Here is a 25065-nt window from a genome sequence, read left to right on the forward strand (position 1 = left end):
CTCAAGGGGTGGCGCGCGGACGCGATGCTTTCATGGGAATAAGCCAGATAATGGCGGCGCCGACGACTAACAGAGAAGCGACAAACCAGAGGCCGCTATTGAAGCTACCGGTGATATCTTTTAGCCAGCCAATCATAAACGGGCTGAGCGCGGAGCCAATATTGCCGGTGGCATTGATGACCGCAATGCCTATCGCCCTGGCGCGTAAACTGATCGACTGATCCGGCGTGGTCCAGAAGATCGCCATCGCGCTAAAGGAACCCGTGGATGCCATCACGATCCCCAGGAGCTGGATCAGGTTATGGTCGGTCGCCGACGCCAGCAGCCAGCCCGCGGCGGCAAACAGGAACGGCAACGCCGTGTGATGTTTACGTTCCTGATGTTTGTCCGAATGGCGGCTCCAGTAAATCATGCCCAGAATAGTACAAATCTGCGGGATCGCCGCCAGCAGGCCGATGGTGATATTGCTGCTGCCTTCATTAAAACTTTTCAGGATTTGCGGCGTCCAGATACTAATGGCGCTAAGCGTATTGGTAAGGCAAAAATAGGCCAACGTATACATCAGTACAATTGGCGTGAATACTTCGCGCCACAGACTACGCTGCTGCATGGCGTTATGGCTGATGGCCCCCTCCGGCTGAACCAGCGTCAGGCGGTCATTATCCATCATCTCCTGCAAACATTTTTTATCCTCTGCCGTCAGCCATTTGGCTTTTGCCGGGGTATCATCCAGGTAAAACCAGACCATAATGCCTAACAAAACTGACGGAAATCCTTCCAACAGGAATAACCACTGCCATCCATGCAGATTGAATATGCCGTCCAGCGATAAAATATAGCCGGAGACAATCGACCCCAACGCGGTAGTGGCCGGCATGGCAATCATAAATAATGCGTTGGCGCGGGCGCGGAAAAATGCCGGGAACCAGTAGGTTAAATAGAGCAGTATTCCTGGCAAAAAGCCCGCTTCGGTAATGCCCACCAGCATTCGCAGCACATACAGGCTTTTCGGTCCCACCGCGAACATCGTGGCGGTAGATGCAATGCCCCATAGCACCATAATGGTCGCAATCCAGCGGCGGGCGCCGACAATGCTCAACATCACGTTGCTGGGAATGCCGAAAATGACGTAGGTGGCGTAAAACAGCGTCGTGGCAAGGCCAAACATGGTGGCGCTTAACCCCAGATCCTGCCCCATCGTCAACCCGGCAAAACCGATGTTGATACGGTCTAAAAACGAGAAGATAAACAACACGAATAAAAATACGATCAGTTGGCGGAACAGTTTATTTATGACGGTTTGTTGACCCGTGCTGAGCGCGTTGTGCGAACGGACAGACTCGGGGCTTTCCGGAAGTGCAGATGATGTGTCGCTCATTTTTTTTCCTCTGATGGGAATTTTGTAGGGTACTACGGTTGCCCGGTAGCGCTGCGCTTACCGGGCCAGGCTTAATAGACGCCGGACGCACCGGACAGTTTTTTTTCTGCGCCAAAGCGCGCCGCCAGCGCCTCCGCTCCGCGCGCCAGCAGCGTGGTGTCAACGCCGACGGCGACAAATAGCGCCCCCAGTTCCAGATAACGTTTCGCCAGTGCTTCATTGGCCATCAGAATCCCCGGCGCTTTCCCCGCCGCGCGTATCTGCACGATGGCGTTCTCAATCGCCGCCTGCACTTCCGGGTGCTGCGGATTGCCGGCAAAGCCCATATCGGCGCTGAGATCCGCCGGACCAATAAACACGCCGTCAATGCCATCCACGTCGAGAATTGACGCCAGATTGCTCATCGCCTCACGCGTTTCAATCTGCACCAGTACACACATGGCGTCGTTGGCCTGGTGGAGATAGTCCGGAATGCGGTTCCAGCGCGATGCCCGCGCCAGCGCGCTGCCCACGCCGCGAATGCCGGCAGGCGGATAACGCGTAGCCGCTACGGCGTTTCGCGCTTCATCGGCATTCTGCACCATCGGTATCAGCAGCGTTTGCGTGCCGACGTCGAGCAGTTGCTTAATCTGTACCGGATCGTTCCATGACGGACGCACCACCGGCTGGCTGGGATAAGGCGCAATCGCCTGCAACTGGGTCAACACCGTCTGCACGTTGTTTGGCGCGTGTTCACCGTCGATCAGTAGCCAGTCGAAGCCGGCGCCCGCTAACAGTTCAGCGCTGTAACTGTTGGCAAGCCCCAGCCACAAACCGATTTGCGGGCGCCCCGCTTTTAACGCGTCTTTGAAAGCATTTTTCATCGTTTCTTCCTTACACAAACCGGCAACTGATCGCGCCCATGTTGCCGTAATCGACATGGAAGGTGTCGCCCTTGCTCGCCGGCACCGGGCGGGTGAACGAGCCGCCGAGGATGATCTGCCCGGCTTCAAGCTGGACATCGTAGGGGGCAAGCTTGTTCGCCAGCCACGCCACGCCGTTGGCCGGATGATTCAGCACGCCTGCGGCGACGCCGGTTTCTTCGATCACGCCGTTGCGATAGAGCAGCGCGGAGATCCAGCGCAGATCCAGCTCGTCTGGTTTGATGGGGCGACCACCGAGGATCACCCCGGCGTTGGCGGCGTTGTCGGAAATGGTGTCGAACACTTTGCGCGGGCGCTGGGTTTCCGGGTCGATGTTGTGGCTGCGGGCGTCAATCAGTTCCAGCGCCGGAATCACATAATCCGTGGCGTTGTAGACGTCGAACAGCGTGCAGTGAGGGCCGCGCAGCGGTTTCGCCAGCACGAACGCCAGCTCCACTTCAATACGCGGGACGATAAAACGGTCGGTGGGGATATCGCCGCCGTCATGGAAGAACATATCGTCAAGCAGCACGCCGTAATCCGGTTCGCTGATTTGCGAGCTGGCCTGCATCGCTTTTGAGGTCAGGCCGATTTTGTGGCCTTTGAGCGTGCGCCCTTCGGCGATCTTGATATTGACCCATTCACGCTGTACGGCATAGGCATCTTCAATAGTGATGTTGGGATAATCCAGCGACACTGCGCGAATTTGTTCACGCTGTTTTTCAGCCTGATTAAGTCGCTGGGCGATCAGGGTATGGGTCTGTTTATCGAGCATAGTGTTTCCTGTTACGTCATTCGGTGCTGCTGTGCCGGGTGGCGACGCGGGTGCGTCTTACCCGGCCTACGGTTCGGTATTGCTTCGTGCATCGTTTTTTTGTAGGCCCGGTCAGCGCAGCGCCACCGGGCGAAAGAGTGTGCTATTTAAATAACGCGTGTACGTTGTTTTGTTTGTAATTGAGCGTCGGATGTAGCTCGGCAATCTCAAACGACAGCGCCAGATAGCGGTTCTCCATCAGGTCGGCGAAGTGGGCTTTAATCAGCCCAAACAGCATTTCGCCGACTTCCTGACGGCTCTCCAGGCTGCGCCCGGTACCGATTTTCAGCGTCATATGCACAAACGCGTAATCATGCTTACCGTCAGCCATCTGCCAGGTATCCAGCCAGTGGGCGCGACTGCGGATACCGCCGATAGGGAAAATCCCGCTGGCGGCCAGCGCCTCGTTTACCTTGCTGAACAGGCCGGGTAAATCAGCCTGCTCGCGAATATTTTCAGTACATTCAGCAATAAAGTGCGGCATAAACACCCCTTACGCAGGCAGCGGGAAAACAGCGTTTACCTGGCCGGTACCGGAGCTGGCGAACAGGTCGGTGATGAACTCCACCTTGCCGTCGTATTTGTCCCAACCCAGCATTCCCAGCAGCATGACCGTGTCGTGCATGTTGCCTTCGCCGTAGCAGTAGTCGGCGTACTCCGGCAACATGGTGCAAAACTCCTTGAATTTTCCTTCGCGCCACAGCTTGACCACACGCTCGTCCATTTGATGATCGAACTCGCGGGTGTAGCTGTTCATCCCCTCTTCCGCCCGTTGGTCGTCAATAAAACGGTGCGACAGAGAACCACTGGCGAATACCGCTACGGTACCGTCATATTTCTCAATCGCCTTGAGAATGGCTTCGCCCAGTCTGCGGCTGTCGGCAAAATCATGCACAGTGCAGAACGCCGAGATGGAGACCACTTTGAAGTGCTTGTCGCTGTTCATGTAGCGCATCGGTACCAGCGTGCCATACTCCAGCTTCAGGCTCGGGATGTTATGCGCTTTAGCGCGCACGCCCAGTTTGACTGCCTCGTCGGCGATCAGGTGGCCGAGCTCCGGATTGCCGTCATAGTCATAGGTCATGTCGCGAATAAAGTGTGGCAATTCGTTGCTGGTATAGACGCCCTGGAAATGGTCGGCACAATTAATGTGGTAAGCGCTATTCACCAGCCAGTGGGTGTCGAATACGATAATGGTGTCAACGCCCATTTCGCGGCAACGCTTGCCAATTTCAATATGCCCATCAATGGCTGCCTGACGACAACCGTGATTTTTTCCCGGCAGTTCAGAAAGATACATCGACGGCACGTGGGTAATTTTTGCTGCTAACGCTAACTTGCCCATATCAAACTCCCCATTTTGGGATAGGATGGTCGCCCATTGAGATGCAGACGTTTTTCATTTCCGCAAACACTTCGAAGCTATATTCGCCGCCTTCGCGCCCGGTACCGGAGGCTTTCACGCCGCCGAACGGCTGGCGCAGGTCGCGGACGTTCTGGGTGTTGACGAAGACCATGCCGGCTTCAATCCCACGCGCCAGGCGCAATACTTTGCTCACGTCCTGGGTCCAGATATAAGAGGCCAGACCGTATTCGACGTCGTTCGCCAGGCGTAACCCTTCCGCTTCGTCTTTGAATGGCAGCAGACAGGCAACGGGCCCAAAGATCTCTTCCTGCGCGACGCGCATACGGTTGTCGACATCGGCCAGCACGGTTGGGCGCAGGAAGTTACCGCCTTTCAGATGCGCAGGCAGGTCAGTGGGTTTTTCCGCACCGCCCGCCAGCAGCGTTGCGCCCTCTTCAATGCCGAGGCGAATATAGCCAGAGACTTTTTCCCAGTGCTGTTGGCTAATCAGCGCGCCGACCTGAGTGTTCGGGTCGGTCGGATCGCCGACACGCAGGCGATTCGCGCGTTCGGCAAAGCGCTTCACGAACTCAGGGTAAATGCTCTGCTGGATAAAGATGCGCGACCCGGCGGTGCAGCGTTCGCCGTTGATCGAGAAGATGGTGAACAGCGCGGCGTCCAGCGCGCGCTCAATGTCGGCATCTTCAAAAATCAGCACCGGCGATTTGCCGCCCAGCTCCATCGAGTATTTTTTCAGGCCGGCATTTTTCATGATATTGCGACCGGTGGCGGTACCGCCGGTAAACGACACCGCACGCACGTCATGGTGGCGTACCAGCGCATCGCCCGCCGTCGCGCCGTAGCCCTGCACCACGTTCAGCACGCCTGCCGGAATTCCTGCCTCCAGCGCCAACTCGCCCAACCTGTCGGCAGTCAACGGCGACAGCTCGGACATTTTGAGCACCGCGGTGTTGCCCAGCGCCAGGCACGGCGCGACTTTCCAGGTCGCGGTCATAAACGGCACGTTCCACGGCGACACCAGCGCGCAGACGCCGACGGGCTGCACCAGCGTATAATTGAGCATTTTATCGTCAACCGGATAGGTCTTGCCGTTCATCTGCTGGCACACTTCGGCGAAGAATTCGAAGTTATGCGAGGCGCGCGGGATCAGCACGTTTTTAGTCTGGTGAATAGGCAGACCGGTGTCGGCGGTTTCCATCGCCGCGATTTCCGGTACGTTCTGGTCAATCAGGTCGCCAAGGCGGCGCATCAGGCGCGCGCGCTCTTTCATCGGTAGGTTGGCCCATTTCGGGAACGCCTCTTTTGCCGCCGCGACAGCCTGGTTCACTTCTGCTTCACCGCCGGAGGCTACTTCCGCCAGCACGTCACCGGTCGCCGGGTTAGTGGTCTGGAAGTAGTCATTACCTGCAACGTTTTTGCCGTTAATCCAATGATTTATTTTCTTCATTTTGCGCTCTCCTCACTGACGATTCGGTTAACCAGGCGGCCCACGCCTTCTACTTCCACGACAACTTCATCCCCCGGCACCACATCGGAAAGCCCTTTCGGCGTACCGGTGGCAATCATGTCGCCCGGTTGCAACGTCATAAATTCGCTCAGATAAGAAATCAGGAACGGGATGCTGAAGATCAGATCGGCGGTCGTCCCTTCCTGGCGCAGCTCACCGTTAACAAAGGTGCGTAACGTCAAGTTGTGCGGATCAGAAACCGCCTCTTTATCCACAATCCACGGGCCTATCGGCGTCAGGCCGTCGCGGCTTTTTACCCGCAGATTCGGACGGTAGTAGTTTTCCAGATAGTCGCGGATCGCGTAGTCGTTACAGACGGTGTAACCGGCCACATACTCCATGGCTTCGGCTTCGCTCACCTTACGCGCCGTTTTGCCAATCACCACGACCAACTCGGCTTCGTAGTGCATATATTCGACGTTGTTCGGGCGCACCGACGTTTGGTGATGTTCGGTAAAGGTGTTTGGCGCTTTGATAAATACCAGCGGCTCTTTCGGCGGCGTAAATGCCAGCTCGCTGGCGTGATCGGCGTAGTTCAACCCCAGCGCAAATAACGTACCCGTCGCTGACAGCGGCCACGTAAACGTCTGGTGGCGGGCGAATTCATCTTCTGCGACAACCGGATTTTCCAGCGCGGGTAAACCTTTCGCCAGAATACGCACCCGATCGCCGGGACGCAGCGCAACGCGATTCTGCGGCGTACCGAGTAAGATCGCATCGCCAGGGTTAAACGTAGCGAACTCACTTAACGCGCTAAGTAGTTGTGCGGCGCTACGCTGTAAATCGGCAGTATTCCAGTGGTCCGCTTCTCGTCCGTTGATTTCCGTGATAATGGTGAGGTTATCCACATCACTCAGCGGTGCCATTTCACCCAGCGGGCAAAAGCCATCGCGACATTTCGCTTTAATCGCCGGGCGATAAAAGCTCTCTTCCGGCAGGCTGACCTCGTTAGCCAGCGCATACCCGGCGATATAGTCCGCCGCCGCTTCAGGGCGTATCCGGCTGGCGGTTTTCCCCACAATGAGCGCCACTGTCGCGCCGCTCAGTACCTTTTCTCCCTGCGGATAAGGAATGGGTTCGCCGTGACGAATCACCGTATTACGCGGTTTGATGAACCACACTGCGATTTTAGGCGGCGCATTATAGGGAGGCTGAGAGAAAGCCTCTTGCCAGGCATCAAGCTGACTGCGATGGTTTAACGCAACGGCGAAAACAGTACCCTTCATACATAAACTCCTCAGGCCGATTCAACGGGCTGTGATTTCATTAATATATTAATGATTAGATTTATGCTTTCGCTGTACATTTAGCAAGCTGAAGTAAAGTATTTGTGATGTGATTAACAATATTTTCACAAATTTATTATTAAATACATACATATCAAAGAGTTAAATAAAACCCCTTGTTTCTGTTAAACTTTGGACATAAAACAGATGTCATAGCTCACATCGGTAAACACGATTATTCAGGTATTAATAATTCTGCAAAAGAGAAACGCTTATGCATGATTCATTAACCATCGCCTTGCTTCAGGCGCGCGAAGCGGCAATGACCTATTTCCGCCCCATCGTTAAAAGCCACAATCTGACCGACCAGCAATGGCGCATTGTGCGAATCCTGGCCGATAGCCCCTCTATGGATTTTCACGAGCTGGCCTTTCGTACCTGCATTTTGCGTCCAAGTCTGACCGGAATATTGACGCGCATGGAGCGAGACGGACTGGTGTTGCGACTCAAGCCGGTTAACGATCAGCGTAAGTTATATGTCATGTTGACGGAGCAGGGACAAACGTTGTACGCCCGTGCCCGAAGCCAGGTAGAAGAGGCTTATCGAAAAATTGAGGCCGATTTCACGCCCGAAAAAACACAGCAATTGATGCTGCTGCTGGACGATCTTATTGCCCTGGGACGCCAGCATCCTGATAGCGAAGCGGAAGCATAGTATTCTTACCTTCCCACGCCGCCGACACGGGAATCCCCTCCCGCTTACAACGTTGACGGAGATCGCATTTTACTCTTCTTCTTCGACGTTCATCTGAAAAGTACCCGCCGTTGTCCTGAAAGTCTCTTCACAGTTTACGCTTCTGCCTATTCAATTAAACAACAAATAAGAAACATATTATTAACAAAACATTCCGATTAATGAGGAAGAGGCCGCAATGAAACCTGAAGATTTTCGTACTGATAACAAGCGTCCGTTAACGGGCGAAGAGTATTTAAAAAGCCTGCAGGACGGGCGGGAAATTTATATTTACGGCGAACGCGTTAAAGATGTTACGACACATCCGGCATTCCGCAATGCCGCAGCCTCTGTCGCACAACTGTATGACGCATTACATAAACCGTCGATGCAAGATACCCTATGCTGGAATACCGATACCGGCAGCGGCGGTTATACGCATAAATTTTTCCGCGTTGCGAAAAGCGCAGACGATCTGCGCCAACATCGTGATGCTATCGCCGAGTGGTCACGCCTGAGTTACGGCTGGATGGGACGCACACCGGATTACAAAGCCGCCTTTGGTTGCGCCCTGGGCGCTAACCCAGCCTTCTACGGCCAGTTTGAGCAGAACGCCCGCAACTGGTACACCCGTATTCAGGAGACCGGCCTGTACTTTAACCATGCAATCGTCAACCCGCCCATTGACCGCCACAAACCTGCCGACGAAGTGAAAGACGTCTATATCAAGCTGGAGAAAGAGACGGACGCCGGGATTATTGTCAGCGGGGCGAAAGTCGTCGCCACTAACTCCGCCCTGACTCACTACAACATGATTGGTTTCGGCTCAGCCCAGGTGATGGGCGAAAACCCGGATTTCGCTCTGATGTTTGTCGCGCCAATGGATGCCGAAGGCGTAAAACTTATTTCGCGCGCCTCGTATGAAATGGTCGCGGGCGCGACGGGCTCGCCGTTTGATTATCCACTCTCCAGCCGCTTTGATGAAAACGATGCCATTCTGGTGATGGACAAGGTGTTGATCCCGTGGGAAAACGTGTTGATTTACCGTGATTTCGATCGTTGCCGTCGCTGGACGATGGAAGGCGGCTTTGCCCGTATGTATCCACTGCAAGCCTGTGTTCGTCTGGCGGTTAAACTTGATTTCATTACCGCGCTGCTGAAAAAATCGCTCGAATGTACGGGTACCGTAGAGTTCCGGGGCGTGCAGGCCGATCTCGGAGAAGTCGTGGCGTGGCGCAATATGTTCTGGGCATTGAGCGATTCTATGTGTTCTGAAGCAACCCCGTGGGTAAACGGCGCCTGGCTACCGGACCACGCCGCGCTGCAAACCTATCGTGTCATGGCCCCAATGGCCTACGCGAAAATTAAAAATATTATTGAACGTAACGTTACCAGCGGCCTGATTTACCTGCCTTCCAGCGCCCGCGATCTGAATAATCCGCAAATCGACCAGTACCTGGCGAAATACGTACGCAGCTCTAACGGAATGGACCATGTTGAACGTATCAAAATTCTTAAATTGATGTGGGATGCCATCGGCAGCGAGTTTGGCGGTCGCCATGAGCTGTACGAGATTAACTACTCGGGCAGCCAGGATGAAATTCGTCTGCAGTGCCTGCGTCAGGCCCAGAGCTCCGGCAATATGGATAAGATGATGGCAATGGTTGATCGCTGCCTCTCCGAATACGATCAGAATGGCTGGACGGTTTCGCATTTGCACAATAACGACGACATCAATCAACTGGATAAGCTGCTGAAATAACGCGGCAGGAGGTTCTCATGCAAGTAGATGAACAACGTCTGCGTTTTCGCGATGCGATGGCAAGTCTGGCGGCAGCGGTCAACATCGTAACCACGGCGGGTCACGCCGGACGCTGCGGTATCACCGCAACAGCGGTCTGTTCCGTCACCGATACGCCGCCCTCCGTGATGGTATGTATTAATGCCAATAGCGCCATGAACCCCGTCTTTCAGGGCAACGGCAAGCTGTGCATTAATGTACTTAACCATGAGCAGGAGCTGATGGCGCGCCACTTTGCCGGTATGACGGGGATGGCGATGGAAGAGCGTTTTCACCAGCCATGTTGGCAAAACGGGCCGCTGGGCCAGCCGGTACTTAACGGCGCGCTGGCCGGTCTTGAAGGCGAGATCAGCGAGGTACAAACCATTGGCACGCATCTGGTGTATCTGGTGGCGATCAAAAATATTATTCTTAGCCAGGATGGGCATGGCCTGATTTATTTCAAACGCCGTTTTCATCCGGTCAGACTTGAGATGGAAGCGCCTGTTTAACCGTCACTCATGCCCACAAGCGGGATAACCACCGCTTGTGGGAGAAGAGTCGATACGCTGAAGATTTTTATTCCCGCCGCGATGTTTGCTCGCCATAAATCGCGGCGATTAATACAATCTAAGAGCCTATCCCACCAGGCGTTATTGGCGCAGCCAGTTTGGACACGGACAGCGCGCAAAAACCGGAGCGTACACGTAGTACGTGAGGTTTGACTCGCTACGCTCGCCCTTCGGGCCGCCGCTAGCGGCGTTCAAAACGCTAACGCGTTTTGGCGAGCACTGCCCAGGTCCAAAATGGCAAGTAAAATAGCCCTAATGGGATAGGCTCTAAATTAGCTCCCGCGATAGGTTGAATAACCATACTGACTTAATAACAGCGGCACATGATAGTGCTCATTCGTTTTGCTGATATGAAACTCGACGGGAATCTCCGGGAAAAACGTATCCAGTTTTTTACTTTCAAAATACTGGCCGGTTTTAAAAATAACGCGATAATCCCCCGGCGCGGCAGCTTTTTCGGGCCACAGTGCTTTAATACGTCCATCCTGGTCGGTATGCCCGGTGTTTAATTGCGTCCATCCGTTATCCTTTTTCTGCTCCAGTACCACCTCCACGCCGGGCGCCGGTTTGCCTGTTTGCTGATCGAGAATATGTACGCTGAGAATATTGTTGCCAGCGGCCAGCGCCATTGCCGGGGCTGCAACAAGAGATGCTATCACGGTAGCCAGTATATGTCGTTTCATGCTTCACTCCTTTACGGTATTGATGCAGGAAAATATATCTGGCGCGTCCAGGATTAACCTTACACGGACATGACAATTATGTCATCTTGTTGGAGATTTACGGATTCGCTAACAAGCCTATGGCATACTGCGTTGATGAAGATTTTATTGATTGAAGATAACCAGAAAACCATTGAGTGGGTACGTCAGGGACTCACGGAAGCAGGCTATGTGGTTGATTATGCCTGTGATGGACGAGACGGATTACACCTGGCCCTTCAGGAACATTATTCATTGATTATTCTTGATATTATGCTGCCGGGGCTTGATGGATGGCAGGTTTTACGCGCGTTACGCACTGCGCATCAGTCCCCTGTTATTTGCCTGACGGCGCGCGGCTCGGTTGAGGATCGCGTCAAAGGTCTTGAGGCGGGCGCTAATGATTACCTTGTTAAGCCTTTTTCCTTCGCCGAACTGCTGGCCCGGGTGAGAGCTCAACTCAGACAGCATGTCCCTGTCTTTACCCGACTGACGATCAATGGTCTGGACATGGATGCCACAAAGCAATCGGTGTCACGAAATGGCAAACCGATTTCCCTGACCCGCAAAGAATTCCTGCTCCTCTGGTTACTGGCGTCCCGGGCAGGAGAAATCGTGCCCCGAACCGCGATCGCCAGCGAAGTTTGGGGAATTAACTTTGATAGTGAAACCAACACCGTTGATGTCGCGATTCGTCGGCTGCGCGCCAAAGTAGACGATCCATTTGAAAAGAAGCTCATTATGACCGTCCGGGGGATGGGTTATCGATTACAGGCGGAAACGTCGCAGAATGGTTAAGTTATCAATGACGCTGCGCCTGACAATTTCTTTTATCGCCATCCTTATCCTCGCCTGTACCGGCATTAGCTGGACGCTCTATAACGCGCTGAGCAAAGAATTAACGTATCGTGATGATATGACGCTAATAAATCGGGCGGCGCAAATGCAGCAACTGTTACTGGATGGCGCCAGGCCGGAAAATCTGCCGCTCTATTTCAATCGGATGGTGGATACGAAGCAGGATATCTTATTGATCCATTCAGCAACAGGCCACAATGTTGCGATTAATCATAGCGGCATCCCCGACCAACGCTTTAACGAGATTCCGCTGGCTAAAAACATCACCCGCGAAACCTTATTTCGCCAGGCGGTACAAGGCACGGAACTTACCGCGGTACGAGTAAACGCCAGAAGCGGCGATGACCCGCTGACCCTTACTATTGCCAGGCTGGCGACGGAAAGGCGGCAAATGCTGACGCAATATCGCCGCAACAGTTTGCTGATGAGCCTTATCGCGATCCTCGTCTGTTCGGCGCTCAGTCCATTAGTCATCAGAAACGGGCTGCGGGCCATTACGTCGCTCAGCCGACTCACCGCGGCGACAGATAGCGGCACACTTCGCCAGCCGTTGGCGGAACAGGCGTTACCCGTTGAGCTCAGGCCGCTTGGACAAGCGCTAAATACCATGCGCCAGAAGCTTTCCGACGATTTTGAACGCCTGAACCAATTTGCCGACGATCTGGCGCATGAGCTGCGCACGCCGGTTAATATTTTACTGGGGAAGAATCAGGTGATGCTGAGTCAGGAACGCAGCGCCGAAGAGTATCAACAAGCCCTTGTCGATAATATTGAAGAGCTGGAGGGACTGTCGCGACTGACAGAAAATATTCTCTTTCTGGCACGCGCGGAGCACCAGAATATAGCGGTAAAAAAACAGCCTGTTTCGCTCAATGCGCTGGTCGAAAATATGCTGGATTATCTTAGCCCCCTTGCCGAGGAGAAGCGCATCTGTTTTATAAATCAATGTCAGGGAACGGTATGGGCTGACGAAATATTATTACAAAGAGTGCTCTCAAACCTGCTGACGAATGCCATCCGTTATTCTGATGAAAACGCCGTGATACGTATTGAAAGCGCTTATGATGATAACGTTGCAGAAATTCGGGTCGCTAATCCGGGCAGCCACCCAGCCGATGCGGATAAGCTTTTCCGGCGTTTTTGGCGAGGAGATAATGCCCGCCACACTGCCGGTTTCGGCCTGGGGTTATCGTTAGTTAACGCGATTGCTCTATTACACGGTGGTTCGGCATCTTACCGCTATGCCGATGAACATAATATCTTTTCGGTTCGTCTGCCCGATAGCGGTGATAGCTAAGGTCAGTACAGGTTCTGTTCCCCTTCCCTGCCACAGGGCTGTGGTTATCAATACAACCTCAATAAAGAGAAAATAAAGGATGCCGGCAAAGAATATTGCTGGCTCGATCACTTTCTCGGTTTCCAATCCAGGGTCAATTCATCCCATAACGCGTTATTCAGTGGGAACCTTTATGAAAAAGTATCTTGCATTCGCCGTTACGCTGCTGGGTATGGGTAAAGTCATCGCCTGTACTACCCTTTTGGTAGGCAATCAGGCTTCGGCTGACGGCTCCTTCATTATCGCGCGCAACGAAGATGGCTCGGCAAATAACGCCAAGCATAAGGTTATTCATCCCGTCGCGTTTCATCAACAAGGCGAGTATAAAGCACATCGCAACAATTTTAGCTGGCCGCTTCCGGAGACAGCGATGCGCTATACGGCGATTCATGACTTTGATACTAACGATAACGCCATGGGTGAAGCCGGTTTCAATTCGGCGGGCGTCGGAATGAGCGCAACGGAAACCATTTATAACGGCAGAGCGGCGCTGGCTGCCGATCCTTACGTGACAAAAACAGGAATCACGGAAGACGCCATTGAGTCCGTGATCCTGCCAGTGGCGCAATCGGCGCGTCAGGGCGCCAAATTACTGGGAGACATTATTGAACAAAAAGGCGCTGGCGAAGGTTTCGGCGTCGCGTTTATTGATAGCAAAGAGATATGGTATCTGGAGACGGGAAGCGGTCATCAATGGCTGGCAGTACGACTTCCGGCAGATAGCTATTTCGTTTCCGCCAATCAGGGACGTTTACGCCATTACGATCCGAATGATAACGCGAATTATATGGCGTCACCAACGTTAGTAAGCTTTGCGAAAAAGCAGGGATTATATGATCCGGCCCGCGGCGAATTCGACTTTCATCAAGCCTATTCGCAGGATAACAAAAACGATACCACCTATAATTATCCGCGCGTCTGGACGCTACAACACCAGTTTAATCCGCATCTGGATACGGCCGTTAGCGAAGTGGAAACATTTCCTGTTTTTTTAACGCCAATAACAAAAATTAGCGTGGCGGCAGTAAAAAACGCGTTACGAAATAACTATCAGGGAACGTCGCACGACCCTTATGCCAGTCATAATCCACAAGAACCATGGCGACCCATATCCGTTTTTCGTACCCAGGAGTCGCATATTTTACAGGTCAGACCGAAATTACCGCAGGCTATCGGCAACGTAGAATACATCGCCTATGGAATGCCATCTCTTAGCGTCTATCTCCCCTATTATCAGGGGATGCGTCATTATCAACCCGGAGATGATAAAGGAACCGATCGGGCGAGCAACGACTCTACCTACTGGACATTCCGCACGCTGCAAACGCTGGTTATGCAGGACTACAATGCGTTTGCGCCAGATGTGCAACACGCCTGGAAAACATTTGAACAGCAAACAGCTAAGCAGCAGTATAAGATGGAGCAGAGCTATCTGAGATTATATGCGTCGCATCCGAAAGAAGCGCAACGCTTACTGCAAAATTTTGAAGATAAAACGATGCAAAATGCGCAGACGCTCGCCCGTCGCCTGACCAATAATATTATTACGACAATGACTTACCGTACAGATATGAAATATCACTTTTCAAGTACGCAACCATAAATTTAATGACAATCTATTAGCCACTCATACACAATAAGATAAAGCGGTACCAGAATTAGCCAGATATAAAAGACAATAATTATTATGGATTCATAGAGAGGATAGTTTATGACACTCCAGGCAAATATCAGCAGAGAGACAAAAGCGGCAAAAACCCAGGAGGTATATAAGCACGTTGTTCTTTTCAAAATGGCCGCCCCCTCTTACATAAGACGATAACTACAGCTTATGTCCCGTGTTACATAACTTTTCCCGACAGGCCTCTTTTACCCATGCTGAAAAATTCCGCGTCTTTTCAGATTTCAACGCGAATTCTATCTGTTCAAGCATGGAATAGGAAAAACGAATATTCTTCGTCACGGTCTTACTTGTCCGGGGCTTTGCTGGCATACACACACCTGTATAACATTTGATGTAACGCCGTTACTTTACGCAGGAGTAAATCGGTGAATTTGATCTGAGTCAAGAAGGTGGGTTTTCAATAAAAGTTGTGCCATAAATTGTGAAGTTTGTAGATTTTATGAACATTTGATGTACCGATCTCCCCCATGATCGCCACTACGTATGGACGTCAGGATGCCTCCCCGCCTGATCAGAAGCGTTTCCTCATTAAAAAGGACATTTTTTTAAAGTTCCTGGTGCATAAAAGTCACATCCTTTTAAAGGGTTGTTAACCCTGTTGAATGTTCCCACTCCCCTATTCAGGAATATTAAAAACGCTATGCAAATACAGAGCTTCTATCACTCAGCTTCACTAAAAACCCAGGAGGCTTTTAAAAGCCTACAAAAAACCTTATACAACGGAATGCAGATTCTCTCAGGCCAGGGCAAAGCGCCGGCTAAAGCGCCCGACGCTCGCCCGGAAATTATTGTCCTGCGAGAACCTGGCGCGACATGGGGGAATTATCTACAGCATCAGAAGACGTCTAACCACTCGCTGCATAACCTCTATAACTTACAGCGCGATCTTCTTACCGTCGCGGCAACCGTTCTGGGTAAACAAGACCCGGTTCTAACGTCAATGGCAAACCAAATGGAGTTAGCCAAAGTTAAAGCGGACCGGCCAGCAACAAAGCAAGAAGAAGCCGCGGCAAAAGCATTGAAGAAAAATCTTATCGAACTTATTGCAGCACGCACTCAGCAGCAGGATGGCTTACCTGCAAAAGAAGCTCATCGCTTTGCGGCAGTAGCGTTTAGAGATGCTCAGGTCAAGCAGCTTAATAACCAGCCCTGGCAAACCATAAAAAATACACTCACGCATAACGGGCATCACTATACCAACACGCAGCTCCCTGCAGCAGAGATGAAAATCGGCGCAAAAGATATCTTTCCCAGTGCTTATGAGGGAAAGGGCGTATGCAGTTGGGATACCAAGAATATTCATCACGCCAATAATTTGTGGATGTCCACGGTGAGTGTGCATGAGGACGGTAAAGATAAAACGCTTTTTTGCGGGATACGTCATGGCGTGCTTTCCCCCTATCATGAAAAAGATCCGCTTCTGCGTCACGTCGGCGCTGAAAACAAAGCCAAAGAAGTATTAACTGCGGCACTTTTTAGTAAACCTGAGTTGCTTAACAAAGCCTTAGCGGGCGAGGCGGTAAGCCTGAAACTGGTATCCGTCGGGTTACTCACCGCGTCGAATATTTTCGGCAAAGAGGGAACGATGGTCGAGGACCAAATGCGCGCATGGCAATCGTTGACCCAGCCGGGAAAAATGATTCATTTAAAAATCCGCAATAAAGATGGCGATCTACAGACGGTAAAAATAAAACCGGACGTCGCCGCATTTAATGTGGGTGTTAATGAGCTGGCGCTCAAGCTCGGCTTTGGCCTTAAGGCATCGGATAGCTATAATGCCGAGGCGCTACATCAGTTATTAGGCAATGATTTACGCCCTGAAGCCAGACCAGGTGGCTGGGTTGGCGAATGGCTGGCGCAATACCCGGATAATTATGAGGTCGTCAATACATTAGCGCGCCAGATTAAGGATATATGGAAAAATAACCAACATCATAAAGATGGCGGCGAACCCTATAAACTCGCACAACGCCTTGCCATGTTAGCCCATGAAATTGACGCGGTACCCGCCTGGAATTGTAAAAGCGGCAAAGATCGTACAGGAATGATGGATTCAGAAATCAAGCGAGAGCACATTTCTTTACATCAGACCCATATGTTAAGTGCGCCTGGTAGTCTTCCGGATAGCGGTGGACAGAAAATTTTCCAAAAAGTATTACTGAATAGCGGTAACCTGGAGATTCAGAAACAAAATACGGGCGGGGCGGGAAACAAAGTAATGAAAAATTTATCGCCAGAGGTGCTCAATCTTTCCTATCAAAAACGAGTTGGGGATGAAAATATTTGGCAGTCAGTAAAAGGCATTTCTTCATTAATCACATCTTGAGTCTTGAGGTAACTATATGGAAAGTCTATTAAATCGTTTATATGACGCGTTAGGCCTGGATGCGCCAGAAGATGAGCCACTGCTTATCATTGATGATGGGATACAGGTTTATTTTAATGAATCCGATCATACACTGGAAATGTGCTGTCCCTTTATGCCATTGCCTGACGACATCCTGACTTTGCAGCATTTTTTACGTCTGAACTACACCAGCGCCGTCACTATCGGCGCTGACGCAGACAATACTGCTTTAGTGGCGCTTTATCGCTTGCCACAAACCAGTACCGAAGAAGAGGCGCTCACTGGTTTTGAATTATTCATTTCAAACGTGAAGCAATTGAAAGAGCATTATGCATAATTTAATACGTCAACATACTTTCTTAATGAGATAAAACGCGATACGTATGCCCTTTACAAGAGACAAGACCAGAATCTTTGGTGGAAATGTAAGGGGCAAACGTTCATCTCTCTCATTTTGCTCTGTTTGCGGGAGCATTTTTAGTGTGTAAGTATTCCTGCTCATCAGGTTTTTACGCCATCTACGCACATTTATTCTGCTATAAGTTGAAATGCTGCAAAAAATATTAAAGCTTATTATTTTTTCTTTAGGTAAATTTTCGCTCAACAAACTTAATTGTTTATTCAATGATGATGAAGCGTAAGCTATACTGGAAATGAAGGAAGTCAATAGCAAGGATAATCTTATTATTCACGGGTGATATTACTTCTGCTTCACCGTTATGGCAGATATCATCGCCTCTTGTCAGATGCCAGACACCTACTCATACTCAACCAAAGCTCTAAATACAAAAATCACCTTATATCTTTTTTTATTATTTCTTGTATAAATGTGACTTGACTCACACCTATAAGGAATCGACTCACTTCCATAAGAAGGAATCAAAATGCCAATAACTAACGCGTCCCCAGAAAATATATTAAGATATTTGCATGCGGCCGGTACCGGTACGAAAGAAGCAATGAAAAGTGCAACTTCACCACGCGGTATACTGGAATGGTTTGTCAATTTTTTTACCTGTGGTGGAGTAAGAAGAAGCAATGAAAGATGCTTTCAGGAGGTAATTGGAAAACTGACCACATCATTATTATATGTAAATAAAGATGCTTTCTTCGATGGTAATAAAATATTTCTGGAGGATGTCAACGGGTGTACTATATGTCTGTCATGTGGAGCAGCATCCGAAAATACGGCTCCCATGGTCATTATTGAAGTGAACAAAAATGGAAAAACTGTAACGGATAAAGTTGATAGTGAGAGATTTTGGAATGTATGCCGAATGTTAAAGCTGATGAGTAAACATAATATACAACAGCCTGATTCACTTATAACCGAGGATGGTTTTCTGAACCTGCGCGGAGTAAATCTGGCTCATAAAGATTTCCAGGGGGAAGATTTGTCAGACATAGATGCTTCTGATGCAGATTTCCGTGAAACAACTCTATCTAATGTAAATTTAGTCGGTGCAAATTTGTGTTGTGCAAATCTACACGCTGTAAATCTAATGGGTTCAAACATGACTAAAGCAAACCTGACTCACGCAAACCTGACTTGCGCTAACATGTCCGGTGTAAACTTAACCGCTGCAATTCTATTCGGCTCAGACTTAACTGACACCAAACTAAATGGTGCGAAATTAGATAAGATAGCTCTAACTTTAGCGAAATCATTAACAGGAGCCGATCTGACAGGTAGTCAACATACCCCTACTCCACTCCCGGATTACAATGATATAACTCTTTTCCCCCATCCGATATTTTAGTCGAGATAAAGGGATTTTATAAACAAGAAGTATTCAAACAGAAGCCCCTTGTTTTATTAAATAACCCCGCTCCTAAGTTTCATTATAAATAACATTTTCAGCGTATTACTTGTTGACTTTGTCTGAATCATAGCATTATCTGTATGTGGCACATTAACTAAAAACACTATTATTGTTTAATTTAAATAATTCATAATTGTAGTCAGGAAATAAGAAGTTATGCTTCCGGTCACCTACAGATTAATACCTCAAAGCGGAGTATCCACATATGGATTAAATACCGCAGATACACCTGTTTTCCCCGATATTCCCGAACATGCACCAAACCCCTCACGGCTACGCCTTGCTCATGACAGCCTTGCCATAAACAGTGAATTCCGTCTGGAGCCAGAGTGTGTGGTGGAGTACCTTATCTCAGGCGCGGGTGGAATAGACCCTGATACAGAAATTGATGACGACACTTATGACGAATGCTACGATGAACTATCCTCCGTACTTCAAAATGCGTATACCCAAAGCGAAACATTCCGCAGACTGATGAGTTACGCATATGAAAAAGAACTACATGATGTGGAGCAGCGCTGGCTACTGGGGGCAGGCGAAGCCTTTGAAACTACCGTGGCTCAGGAACACTTCAAACTTTCAGAAGGCAGGAAAGTTATTTGTCTCAATCTGGACGATTCTGATGATTCATATACCGAACATTATGAAAGTAACGAAGGAAGACAACTTTTTGACACAAAACGTTCATTTATTCATGAAGTTGTACATGCACTGACCCATCTTCAGGATAAAGAAGAAAATCATCCAAGAGGCCCTGTTGTCGAATATACCAACATTATTCTGAAAGAGATGGGGCATCCTTCACCTCCCAGAATGGTCTACATCTTCAATAAATAGACACATCAGGAAACGAAAAGAAACTAAAAACCCACGTAGTCCGTTTTTTCGGGAAATGTTCTAGCAGTATTTTCTAACTATATTCTAAGCACCCAAAAAACAAAGGGGTTGCCTTTCGGTAACCCCTTGTTTAATCTGGCGGAAGCGCAGAGATTCGAACTCTGGAACCCTTTCGGGTCGCCGGTTTTCAAGACCGGTGCCTTCAACCGCTCGGCCACACTTCCGGAATGAGGCGCACTATAAACATCCCGGTGCGTCATGTAAAGACCGAATGTGTTCGTTTGCGTGAAAAACAGGCAAATTTTCGTTAATTGCCTGAAATAGCGGCACATTGACCATTTCTTCAACACAAAAACGGGCTTAATACGTGTTGATCGTCCCCACTGTTTTACCGCTGTGATTATCAATTTTTTATCGGTAACGCGTGGCTGGCGCAGCCGCCTGTTTTATGGCGTAGCGCCAGGCATGAGCAGACCGTTTTAACGACGGTAATCACCTGAAATCTCTAAAGGAAACTAAACGTAAACGAATGCGTAAAGATGGGTAAAACCACTGGGTGACAGTGACTGTTTTTATTATTCTCCTTTATTAATTACATCTGTCATAAGAGAGTGACTAATGGATCGTATCATTACATCATCGCGTGATCGTAGCTCGCTACTGAGTACGCACAAAGTACTGCGCAACACCTATTTTCTGTTGAGCCTGACGCTGGCTTTCTCCGCAATTACCGCGACAGCCAGTACGGTACTGATGCTGCCCTCCCCCGGCCTGATTCTGACGCTGGTCGGTATGTATGGGCTGATGTTCCTGACCTATAAAACCGCCAATAAGCCGGTCGGTATCCTGTCTGCTTTTGCGTTTACCGGCTTCCTCGGGTATATCCTGGGCCCGATTCTTAACGCCTATCTGTCAGCAGGCATGGGCGATGTCATTGGCCTGGCGCTGGGTGGTACCGCGTTAGTATTTTTCTGCTGCTCCACTTACGTTCTGACCACCCGTAAGGATATGTCTTTCCTGGGCGGTATGTTAATGGCCGGGATCGTCGTCGTGCTGATTGGTATGGTGGCGAATATTTTCCTGCAACTGCCTGCATTGCACCTGGCGATTAGCGCGGTGTTTATCCTGATTTCCTCGGGCGCTATCCTGTATGAAACCAGTAACATCATTCACGGCGGTGAAACCAACTATATTCGTGCGACCGTCAGTCTGTACGTTTCGCTGTACAACATCTTTGTCAGCCTGCTCAGCATTCTGGGCTTCGCCAGCCGCGACTAATCGACATTCCCCTCTTCCAGCCCTGCTTATGCAGGGCTTTATTTTTTGCTACACTGCCGTCCGTGTTGATTACGCAGTGAAACGTTATGTTGATCTTTGAAGGTAAAGAAATCAGTACTGATAGCGAAGGCTATCTGAAAGAGACGACGCAGTGGAGTGAAACGCTGGCAGTCGCTATCGCCGCCAATGAAGGCATTGAGCTCTCTGCGGAACACTGGGAAGTCGTGCGCTTCGTGCGCGAATTTTACCTGGAGTTTAATACCTCTCCCGCCATCCGAATGCTGGTAAAAGCGATGGCGAATAAGTTCGGCGAAGAAAAAGGCAACAGCCGCTATCTGTATCGTCTGTTCCCGAAAGGCCCGGCAAAGCAAGCGACCAAAATCGCCGGTCTGCCCAAGCCGGTAAAATGTATCTAATACCGAATACTGAAGCCTGTTAACGTCTCGCGAGGGCTGTGCGGTTCAGTGAGGATTTTGTCCACACGAGCAGAGCGCGGCCCGCCCTCTTTCAGCCACTTGATGAGCTTTTCTACCTGCGCCGCGTCGCCACAGGCCACCACTTCTACGCTTCCGTCATCCATATTCTTCGCATAGCCGGTTAACCCCAGCCGCTGCGCCTCATGCTGCGTGGTATAGCGAAACCCGACGCCCTGAACGCGACCATAAACCCAGGCGATAATGCAGACGTTCGACATGATGGTTCTCCTTTCATAATCAACGGTGAAGACGCATACAGGACATACTTAACGTACCTGACTAGGCAGACACCCATAATGTTGGCGGAATCTGGCCGTAAATCGCGACCCCGACAGGTAGCCGCACCGTAGCGCTATTTCGCCGATCGGCAGCGTCGTCGATTGCAGTTGAGAAAGCGCGCAGGACATGCGTACCTCTTCAATAATTTGCCGATAACTCTGCGATTCGCGCTGCAAACGCCGACGCAGCGTCGATGTTCCCATAGCAAGACGGCGGGCTATCTCCTGGGCTGTCCATAGCTTAGCAGGTGAGAGCATAATCAGTTGCCGCACCTGCTCCGTGAGGGTGTAACGCCGTTCAATAAGCAGCGGTCCCGCCGCGCCATCATGCAAAAGCGCTAACAGTAACCCCATCGCCTGATGTTCCTGTAGCCCGACAGGTAAGCCCTGGCGCACAGCATCCAACACGTTCTCCCACATAAATGTCAGGCTACGGCTCATCGGGGTACACAGCGATGTCAGGTTTGCCGGTGGATAATCCTGAACGTACATCGTTTTAAAGCGAGCAATAATCTCCGGTGAAAGTAACAACAGGTCGGAGCGAAAACCGTTCTGCGCAGGCTGATTAATAATCTCCAGCGGCGTGTTCGCCGGAATAATAATCAACTCGCCCGGCCCGGCGACAAGGCGGCTATCATACTGAATGATGACTTTACTGCCCTGCGTAATATGGCAGATAGCGGCGGAAAAAAGCGTAACACGATGCAAACGGTGCAGATGACTGGAACGCACCTCTGCCGTCGTAAGATCCTGATGTCGAATATGCATCTCCTGCACCGTGCCGTCCTCTGTTTTATCTTCCGTATGTGGCCGTGAATTTTGCTTTCGCAATCACATGCGCGTTAAGCATAAACCCTACCAACGCGCCACTCGACTCACTGTCGAGCGGCAGTGTTGCCGTATTCAGCGCCCACACAGTAAACTGATAGCGATGAGGCTTATCGCCCGGCGGCGGACAGGCGCCGCCAAAACCAGCATAACCGAAATCATTCCGTCCCTGCACCACTCCAGTGGGTAACGTTTTTTTATCAGCCCCCGTCGGCAGGTCGTGAATCTGCGCAGGAATATTCACCATCGTCCAGTGCCACCAGCCGCTTCCGGTGGGCGCATCAGGATCGAAGACGGTAATAGCGTAGCTTTTGGTTCCGGCAGGCGGATTGCGCCAGCTCAGCTGCGGCGAAATATTTTCTCCGCTACAACCAAATCCTTTAAAGACGTGCTGTTGCGTTAAACGAAAATCCGCCGGAATATCCGCGCTACTGAGGCTAAACGCCGACGCGGCAGATACGCCGCCACTCAATGCCATCATTGCGGCTGCGGTCAAAGAGAAGACTGTTTTCATTGTATTTCCTTCTTCATGTAAAGAAATAACACTATAAAAAGCGTCCGCTGAAGAAACTGTGCCTTTACGATTCTATTTTGTGCAGAAACGCTCACCACCATACGCTGGTGATTGCCCCTCTCATCTGTGCTACCCTACGCGCCATTTCGTTTTCACGGTCCCAGGCTGGAACTATCATCCGGCCCGCGTCACTGTTTGTGAGAGGTTACTCCGCATGACTGAATCTACATTTCCGCAATATCCCCGTTTAGTCCTCAGCAAAGGGCGAGAAAAATCTTTACTCCGCCGCCACCCATGGGTCTTTTCCGGCGCCGTATCCCGTCTGGAAGGCAAAGCCAACCTCGGTGAAACTATCGATATCGTCGACCATCAGGGAAAGTGGTTAACACGCGGCGCCTGGTCACCAGCCTCCCAGATCCGCGCGCGCGTCTGGACATTTGATAAAGCAGAATCCATTGATATTGCGTTTTTCACCCGCCGCCTGCGCCAGGCGCAGCAGTGGCGCGACTGGCTGGCGAAAAAAGACGGCCTGGATAGCTATCGTCTGATCGCCGGTGAGTCCGATGGCCTGCCTGGCGTCACTATCGATCGTTTTGGTCATTTTTTGGTGCTGCAACTGCTCAGCGCCGGGGCCGAATATCAACGCGCCGCATTAATTAGTGCGCTGCAAACATGCGATCCGGATTGCGCTATTTACGATCGCAGCGACGTCGCCGTGCGGAAAAAAGAAGGGATGGCGCTGACGCAAGGTCCGGTCACTGGCGAACTGCCGCCTGCGCTTTTGCCAATTGAAGAACACGGTATGAAATTGCTGGTCGATATCCAGGGCGGCCACAAAACCGGTTATTATCTTGATCAGCGCGACAGTCGTCTGGCGACGCGCCGCTACGTGGAAAATCAGCGGGTACTGAACTGCTTCTCTTATACCGGCGGTTTTGCCGTGTCGGCGTTAATGGGCGGTTGTCGCCAGGTTGTCAGCGTGGATACCTCACAGGATGCGCTGGATATCGCCAGGCAAAACGTTGAACTGAACCAACTGGACTTGAGCAAAGCCGAATTCGTGCGCGACGACGTGTTTAAGTTGCTGCGCGCTTACCGTGAACACGGCGAAAAATTCGACGTCATCATCATGGACCCGCCCAAATTCGTTGAAAATAAAAGCCAGTTAATGGGCGCCTGCCGGGGCTATAAAGACATTAACATGTTAGCGATTCAACTGCTCAATCCGGGCGGCATACTGCTGACATTCTCTTGCTCCGGACTGATGACCAGCGATTTATTTCAGAAAATCATTGCCGATGCCGCAATAGATGCCGGTCGTGATGTACAATTTATAGAGCAGTTCCGTCAGGCCGCCGATCACCCGGTGATCGCCACCTACCCGGAAGGGCTGTATCTGAAAGGGTTTGCCTGTCGCGTCATGTAACTTGAAAAGTGGAATAGTATCCTCATATAAAGGGTATCTATTTCCCCGGGAGGTGACTATGATAGCCAGCAAATTCGGTATCGGCCAACAGGTCCGCCATTCCCTGTTAGGTTACCTCGGAGTGGTCGTCGATATCGACCCGGAATATTCGCTTGATGAGCCGTCGCCTGATGAGCTGGCGGTTAACGACGAACTTCGCGCCGCTCCGTGGTACCACGTGGTAATGGAAGATGATGATGGTCAGCCAGTGCATACTTATCTGGCCGAGGCCCAGTTGCGAAGCGAAATGCGGGACGAGCATCCAGAACAGCCATCGATGGATGAACTGGCGCGTACCATTCGCAAGCAGCTTCAGGCGCCGCGACTACGTAACTGATTGTATGTAAAAGGCCGGAGAGCGA

28 protein-coding genes and 1 tRNA gene are annotated in these 25065 nt (G+C 50.8%); 15 read left to right on the forward strand and 14 right to left on the reverse strand.

All coding sequences use genetic code 11. The features are described 5' to 3' along the window. Position 1: 1 nt before the first annotated feature. The 7 genes from hpaX to hpaG all read right to left on the reverse strand — a co-directional run bounded on the left by hpaX (position 2) and on the right by hpaG (position 7193). Entirely contained in the window at positions 2-1378 is a 1377-nt protein-coding gene (gene hpaX, locus ACQ29O_RS13730) for a 4-hydroxyphenylacetate permease (protein WP_001285790.1), read from the reverse strand. Between the two features lie 71 nt (positions 1379-1449). Next, the gene (hpaI, locus tag ACQ29O_RS13735; RefSeq protein ID WP_000785076.1) at positions 1450-2241 is read right to left on the reverse strand and encodes a 4-hydroxy-2-oxoheptanedioate aldolase; all 792 of its coding nucleotides are present in this window, start codon (positions 2239-2241) and stop codon (positions 1450-1452) included. A 10-nt stretch (positions 2242-2251) separates the two neighbouring features. Beyond that, positions 2252-3055 carry a 2-oxo-hept-4-ene-1,7-dioate hydratase gene (gene hpaH / locus ACQ29O_RS13740; protein WP_000884800.1) on the reverse strand — a complete coding sequence of 268 codons (804 nt, stop codon included), beginning with the start codon at positions 3053-3055 and terminating at the stop codon, positions 2252-2254. A 142-nt stretch (positions 3056-3197) separates the two neighbouring features. Then, complete coding sequence (locus tag ACQ29O_RS13745; RefSeq protein WP_001119850.1) at positions 3198-3578, reverse strand: 5-carboxymethyl-2-hydroxymuconate Delta-isomerase; 381 nt, start codon at positions 3576-3578, stop codon at positions 3198-3200. Positions 3579-3587: 9 nt separating this feature from the next. Then, positions 3588-4439 (reverse strand): 3,4-dihydroxyphenylacetate 2,3-dioxygenase, encoded by an 852-nt coding sequence (hpaD, locus tag ACQ29O_RS13750; protein ID WP_000516978.1) that lies wholly within the window; start codon positions 4437-4439, stop codon positions 3588-3590. 1 nt (position 4440) lies between these two features. Continuing rightward, positions 4441-5907, reverse strand: a complete 1467-nt coding sequence (hpaE, locus tag ACQ29O_RS13755; protein ID WP_000723529.1) for a 5-carboxymethyl-2-hydroxymuconate semialdehyde dehydrogenase — start codon at positions 5905-5907, stop codon at positions 4441-4443. Then, the gene (gene hpaG, locus ACQ29O_RS13760; protein ID WP_000679205.1) at positions 5904-7193 is read right to left on the reverse strand and encodes a 4-hydroxyphenylacetate degradation bifunctional isomerase/decarboxylase; all 1290 of its coding nucleotides are present in this window, start codon (positions 7191-7193) and stop codon (positions 5904-5906) included. Before hpaG ends, hpaE begins: the two co-directional genes overlap by 4 nt. Before the next feature lie 274 nt (positions 7194-7467). Here hpaG and hpaR point away from each other — a divergent pair, with 274 nt between their 5' ends. The 3 genes from hpaR (at position 7468) to ACQ29O_RS13775 (ending at position 10218) form a co-directional block, all read left to right on the forward strand. Then, complete coding sequence (hpaR, locus tag ACQ29O_RS13765) at positions 7468-7908, forward strand: homoprotocatechuate degradation operon regulator HpaR (RefSeq protein WP_000543922.1); 441 nt, start codon at positions 7468-7470, stop codon at positions 7906-7908. Positions 7909-8125: 217 nt separating this feature from the next. After that, on the forward strand, positions 8126-9688 hold the full coding sequence (gene hpaB / locus ACQ29O_RS13770) for a 4-hydroxyphenylacetate 3-monooxygenase, oxygenase component (protein WP_020937039.1): 1563 nt from the start codon (positions 8126-8128) through the stop codon (positions 9686-9688). A 17-nt stretch (positions 9689-9705) separates the two neighbouring features. Next, positions 9706-10218 (forward strand): 4-hydroxyphenylacetate 3-monooxygenase reductase subunit, encoded by a 513-nt coding sequence (locus ACQ29O_RS13775; RefSeq protein WP_001195551.1) that lies wholly within the window; start codon positions 9706-9708, stop codon positions 10216-10218. Between the two features lie 332 nt (positions 10219-10550). Here ACQ29O_RS13775 and hiuH read toward each other — a convergent pair whose 3' ends face one another. After that, positions 10551-10907 carry a hydroxyisourate hydrolase gene (hiuH, locus tag ACQ29O_RS13780; RefSeq protein WP_001574144.1) on the reverse strand — a complete coding sequence of 119 codons (357 nt, stop codon included), beginning with the start codon at positions 10905-10907 and terminating at the stop codon, positions 10551-10553. Between the two features lie 189 nt (positions 10908-11096). Between hiuH and hprR the strand changes: the two genes are divergently transcribed. The 4 genes from hprR to ACQ29O_RS13800 all read left to right on the forward strand — a co-directional run bounded on the left by hprR (position 11097) and on the right by ACQ29O_RS13800 (position 14995). Next, positions 11097-11777 carry a response regulator transcription factor HprR gene (gene hprR, locus ACQ29O_RS13785; RefSeq protein ID WP_000698210.1) on the forward strand — a complete coding sequence of 227 codons (681 nt, stop codon included), beginning with the start codon at positions 11097-11099 and terminating at the stop codon, positions 11775-11777. Then, complete coding sequence (locus tag ACQ29O_RS13790) at positions 11770-13134, forward strand: heavy metal sensor histidine kinase (RefSeq protein ID WP_000240033.1); 1365 nt, start codon at positions 11770-11772, stop codon at positions 13132-13134. The genes hprR and ACQ29O_RS13790 overlap by 8 nt, the downstream gene beginning before the upstream one ends. Before the next feature lie 172 nt (positions 13135-13306). After that, complete coding sequence (locus tag ACQ29O_RS13795; protein WP_020937040.1) at positions 13307-14776, forward strand: C69 family dipeptidase; 1470 nt, start codon at positions 13307-13309, stop codon at positions 14774-14776. Positions 14777-14884: 108 nt separating this feature from the next. Further along, positions 14885-14995 carry a hypothetical protein gene (locus tag ACQ29O_RS13800; protein ID WP_000174813.1) on the forward strand — a complete coding sequence of 37 codons (111 nt, stop codon included), beginning with the start codon at positions 14885-14887 and terminating at the stop codon, positions 14993-14995. Here the strand turns inward: ACQ29O_RS13800 and ACQ29O_RS13805 are convergent, their stop codons facing one another. After that, a complete protein-coding gene (locus ACQ29O_RS13805; RefSeq protein WP_001111006.1) occupies positions 14996-15166 on the reverse strand; it encodes a YlcI/YnfO family protein in 171 nt (56 codons plus the stop codon). It abuts the gene before it with no gap. 331 nt (positions 15167-15497) lie between these two features. On the opposite strand from ACQ29O_RS13805, the gene sopB reads away from it, so the two are divergent. Further along, on the forward strand, positions 15498-17183 hold the full coding sequence (sopB, locus tag ACQ29O_RS13810; protein ID WP_001166949.1) for an SPI-1 type III secretion system effector inositol phosphate phosphatase SopB: 1686 nt from the start codon (positions 15498-15500) through the stop codon (positions 17181-17183). A gap of 16 nt (positions 17184-17199) precedes the next feature. Further along, on the forward strand, positions 17200-17541 hold the full coding sequence (gene sigE, locus ACQ29O_RS13815) for a type III secretion system chaperone SigE (RefSeq protein ID WP_000444724.1): 342 nt from the start codon (positions 17200-17202) through the stop codon (positions 17539-17541). A 9-nt stretch (positions 17542-17550) separates the two neighbouring features. Here sigE and ACQ29O_RS13820 read toward each other — a convergent pair whose 3' ends face one another. Continuing rightward, complete coding sequence (locus tag ACQ29O_RS13820; RefSeq protein ID WP_016716169.1) at positions 17551-17871, reverse strand: hypothetical protein; 321 nt, start codon at positions 17869-17871, stop codon at positions 17551-17553. Between the two features lie 217 nt (positions 17872-18088). Here ACQ29O_RS13820 and pipB point away from each other — a divergent pair, with 217 nt between their 5' ends. Together pipB and pipA are read left to right on the forward strand one after the other, a co-directional pair. Continuing rightward, positions 18089-18964 (forward strand): SPI-2 type III secretion system effector PipB, encoded by an 876-nt coding sequence (gene pipB / locus ACQ29O_RS13825; RefSeq protein ID WP_001123027.1) that lies wholly within the window; start codon positions 18089-18091, stop codon positions 18962-18964. Positions 18965-19183: 219 nt separating this feature from the next. Further along, on the forward strand, positions 19184-19864 hold the full coding sequence (gene pipA / locus ACQ29O_RS13830; protein ID WP_000938186.1) for a type III secretion system effector protease PipA: 681 nt from the start codon (positions 19184-19186) through the stop codon (positions 19862-19864). A gap of 136 nt (positions 19865-20000) precedes the next feature. Here pipA and ACQ29O_RS13835 read toward each other — a convergent pair. Then, positions 20001-20088: transfer RNA gene (locus tag ACQ29O_RS13835), tRNA-Ser, on the reverse strand. Positions 20089-20482: 394 nt separating this feature from the next. Between ACQ29O_RS13835 and yccA the strand changes: the two genes are divergently transcribed. Further along, a complete protein-coding gene (gene yccA / locus ACQ29O_RS13840; RefSeq protein ID WP_045161275.1) occupies positions 20483-21142 on the forward strand; it encodes an FtsH protease modulator YccA in 660 nt (219 codons plus the stop codon). A gap of 86 nt (positions 21143-21228) precedes the next feature. Next, positions 21229-21558, forward strand: coding sequence for a sulfurtransferase TusE (gene tusE / locus ACQ29O_RS13845; protein ID WP_000904449.1), 330 nt, complete (start codon positions 21229-21231; stop codon positions 21556-21558). Here tusE and yccX read toward each other — a convergent pair. From yccX to ACQ29O_RS13860, 3 genes are read right to left on the reverse strand one after another with little or no spacing between them, the layout of a single operon-like run. Beyond that, entirely contained in the window at positions 21555-21836 is a 282-nt protein-coding gene (gene yccX, locus ACQ29O_RS13850; RefSeq protein ID WP_000072884.1) for an acylphosphatase, read from the reverse strand. The two genes, tusE and yccX, sit on opposite strands and share 4 nt — an antisense overlap. 48 nt (positions 21837-21884) lie before the next feature. Further along, positions 21885-22664 (reverse strand): helix-turn-helix transcriptional regulator, encoded by a 780-nt coding sequence (locus ACQ29O_RS13855; protein ID WP_000548093.1) that lies wholly within the window; start codon positions 22662-22664, stop codon positions 21885-21887. Positions 22665-22689: 25 nt separating this feature from the next. Further along, positions 22690-23238 carry a YbhB/YbcL family Raf kinase inhibitor-like protein gene (locus ACQ29O_RS13860; protein WP_000859420.1) on the reverse strand — a complete coding sequence of 183 codons (549 nt, stop codon included), beginning with the start codon at positions 23236-23238 and terminating at the stop codon, positions 22690-22692. Positions 23239-23452: 214 nt separating this feature from the next. On the opposite strand from ACQ29O_RS13860, the gene rlmI reads away from it, so the two are divergent. Continuing rightward, positions 23453-24664, forward strand: a complete 1212-nt coding sequence (gene rlmI, locus ACQ29O_RS13865) for a 23S rRNA (cytosine(1962)-C(5))-methyltransferase RlmI (protein ID WP_020937042.1) — start codon at positions 23453-23455, stop codon at positions 24662-24664. Positions 24665-24722: 58 nt separating this feature from the next. Beyond that, positions 24723-25040, forward strand: coding sequence for a heat shock protein HspQ (gene hspQ / locus ACQ29O_RS13870; RefSeq protein WP_000561983.1), 318 nt, complete (start codon positions 24723-24725; stop codon positions 25038-25040). Positions 25041-25065: the final 25 nt, after the last annotated feature.

It is taken from the genome of Salmonella sp. GDC200615 (assembly GCF_050574145.1).
Lineage (GTDB): Bacteria > Pseudomonadota > Gammaproteobacteria > Enterobacterales > Enterobacteriaceae > Salmonella > Salmonella enterica.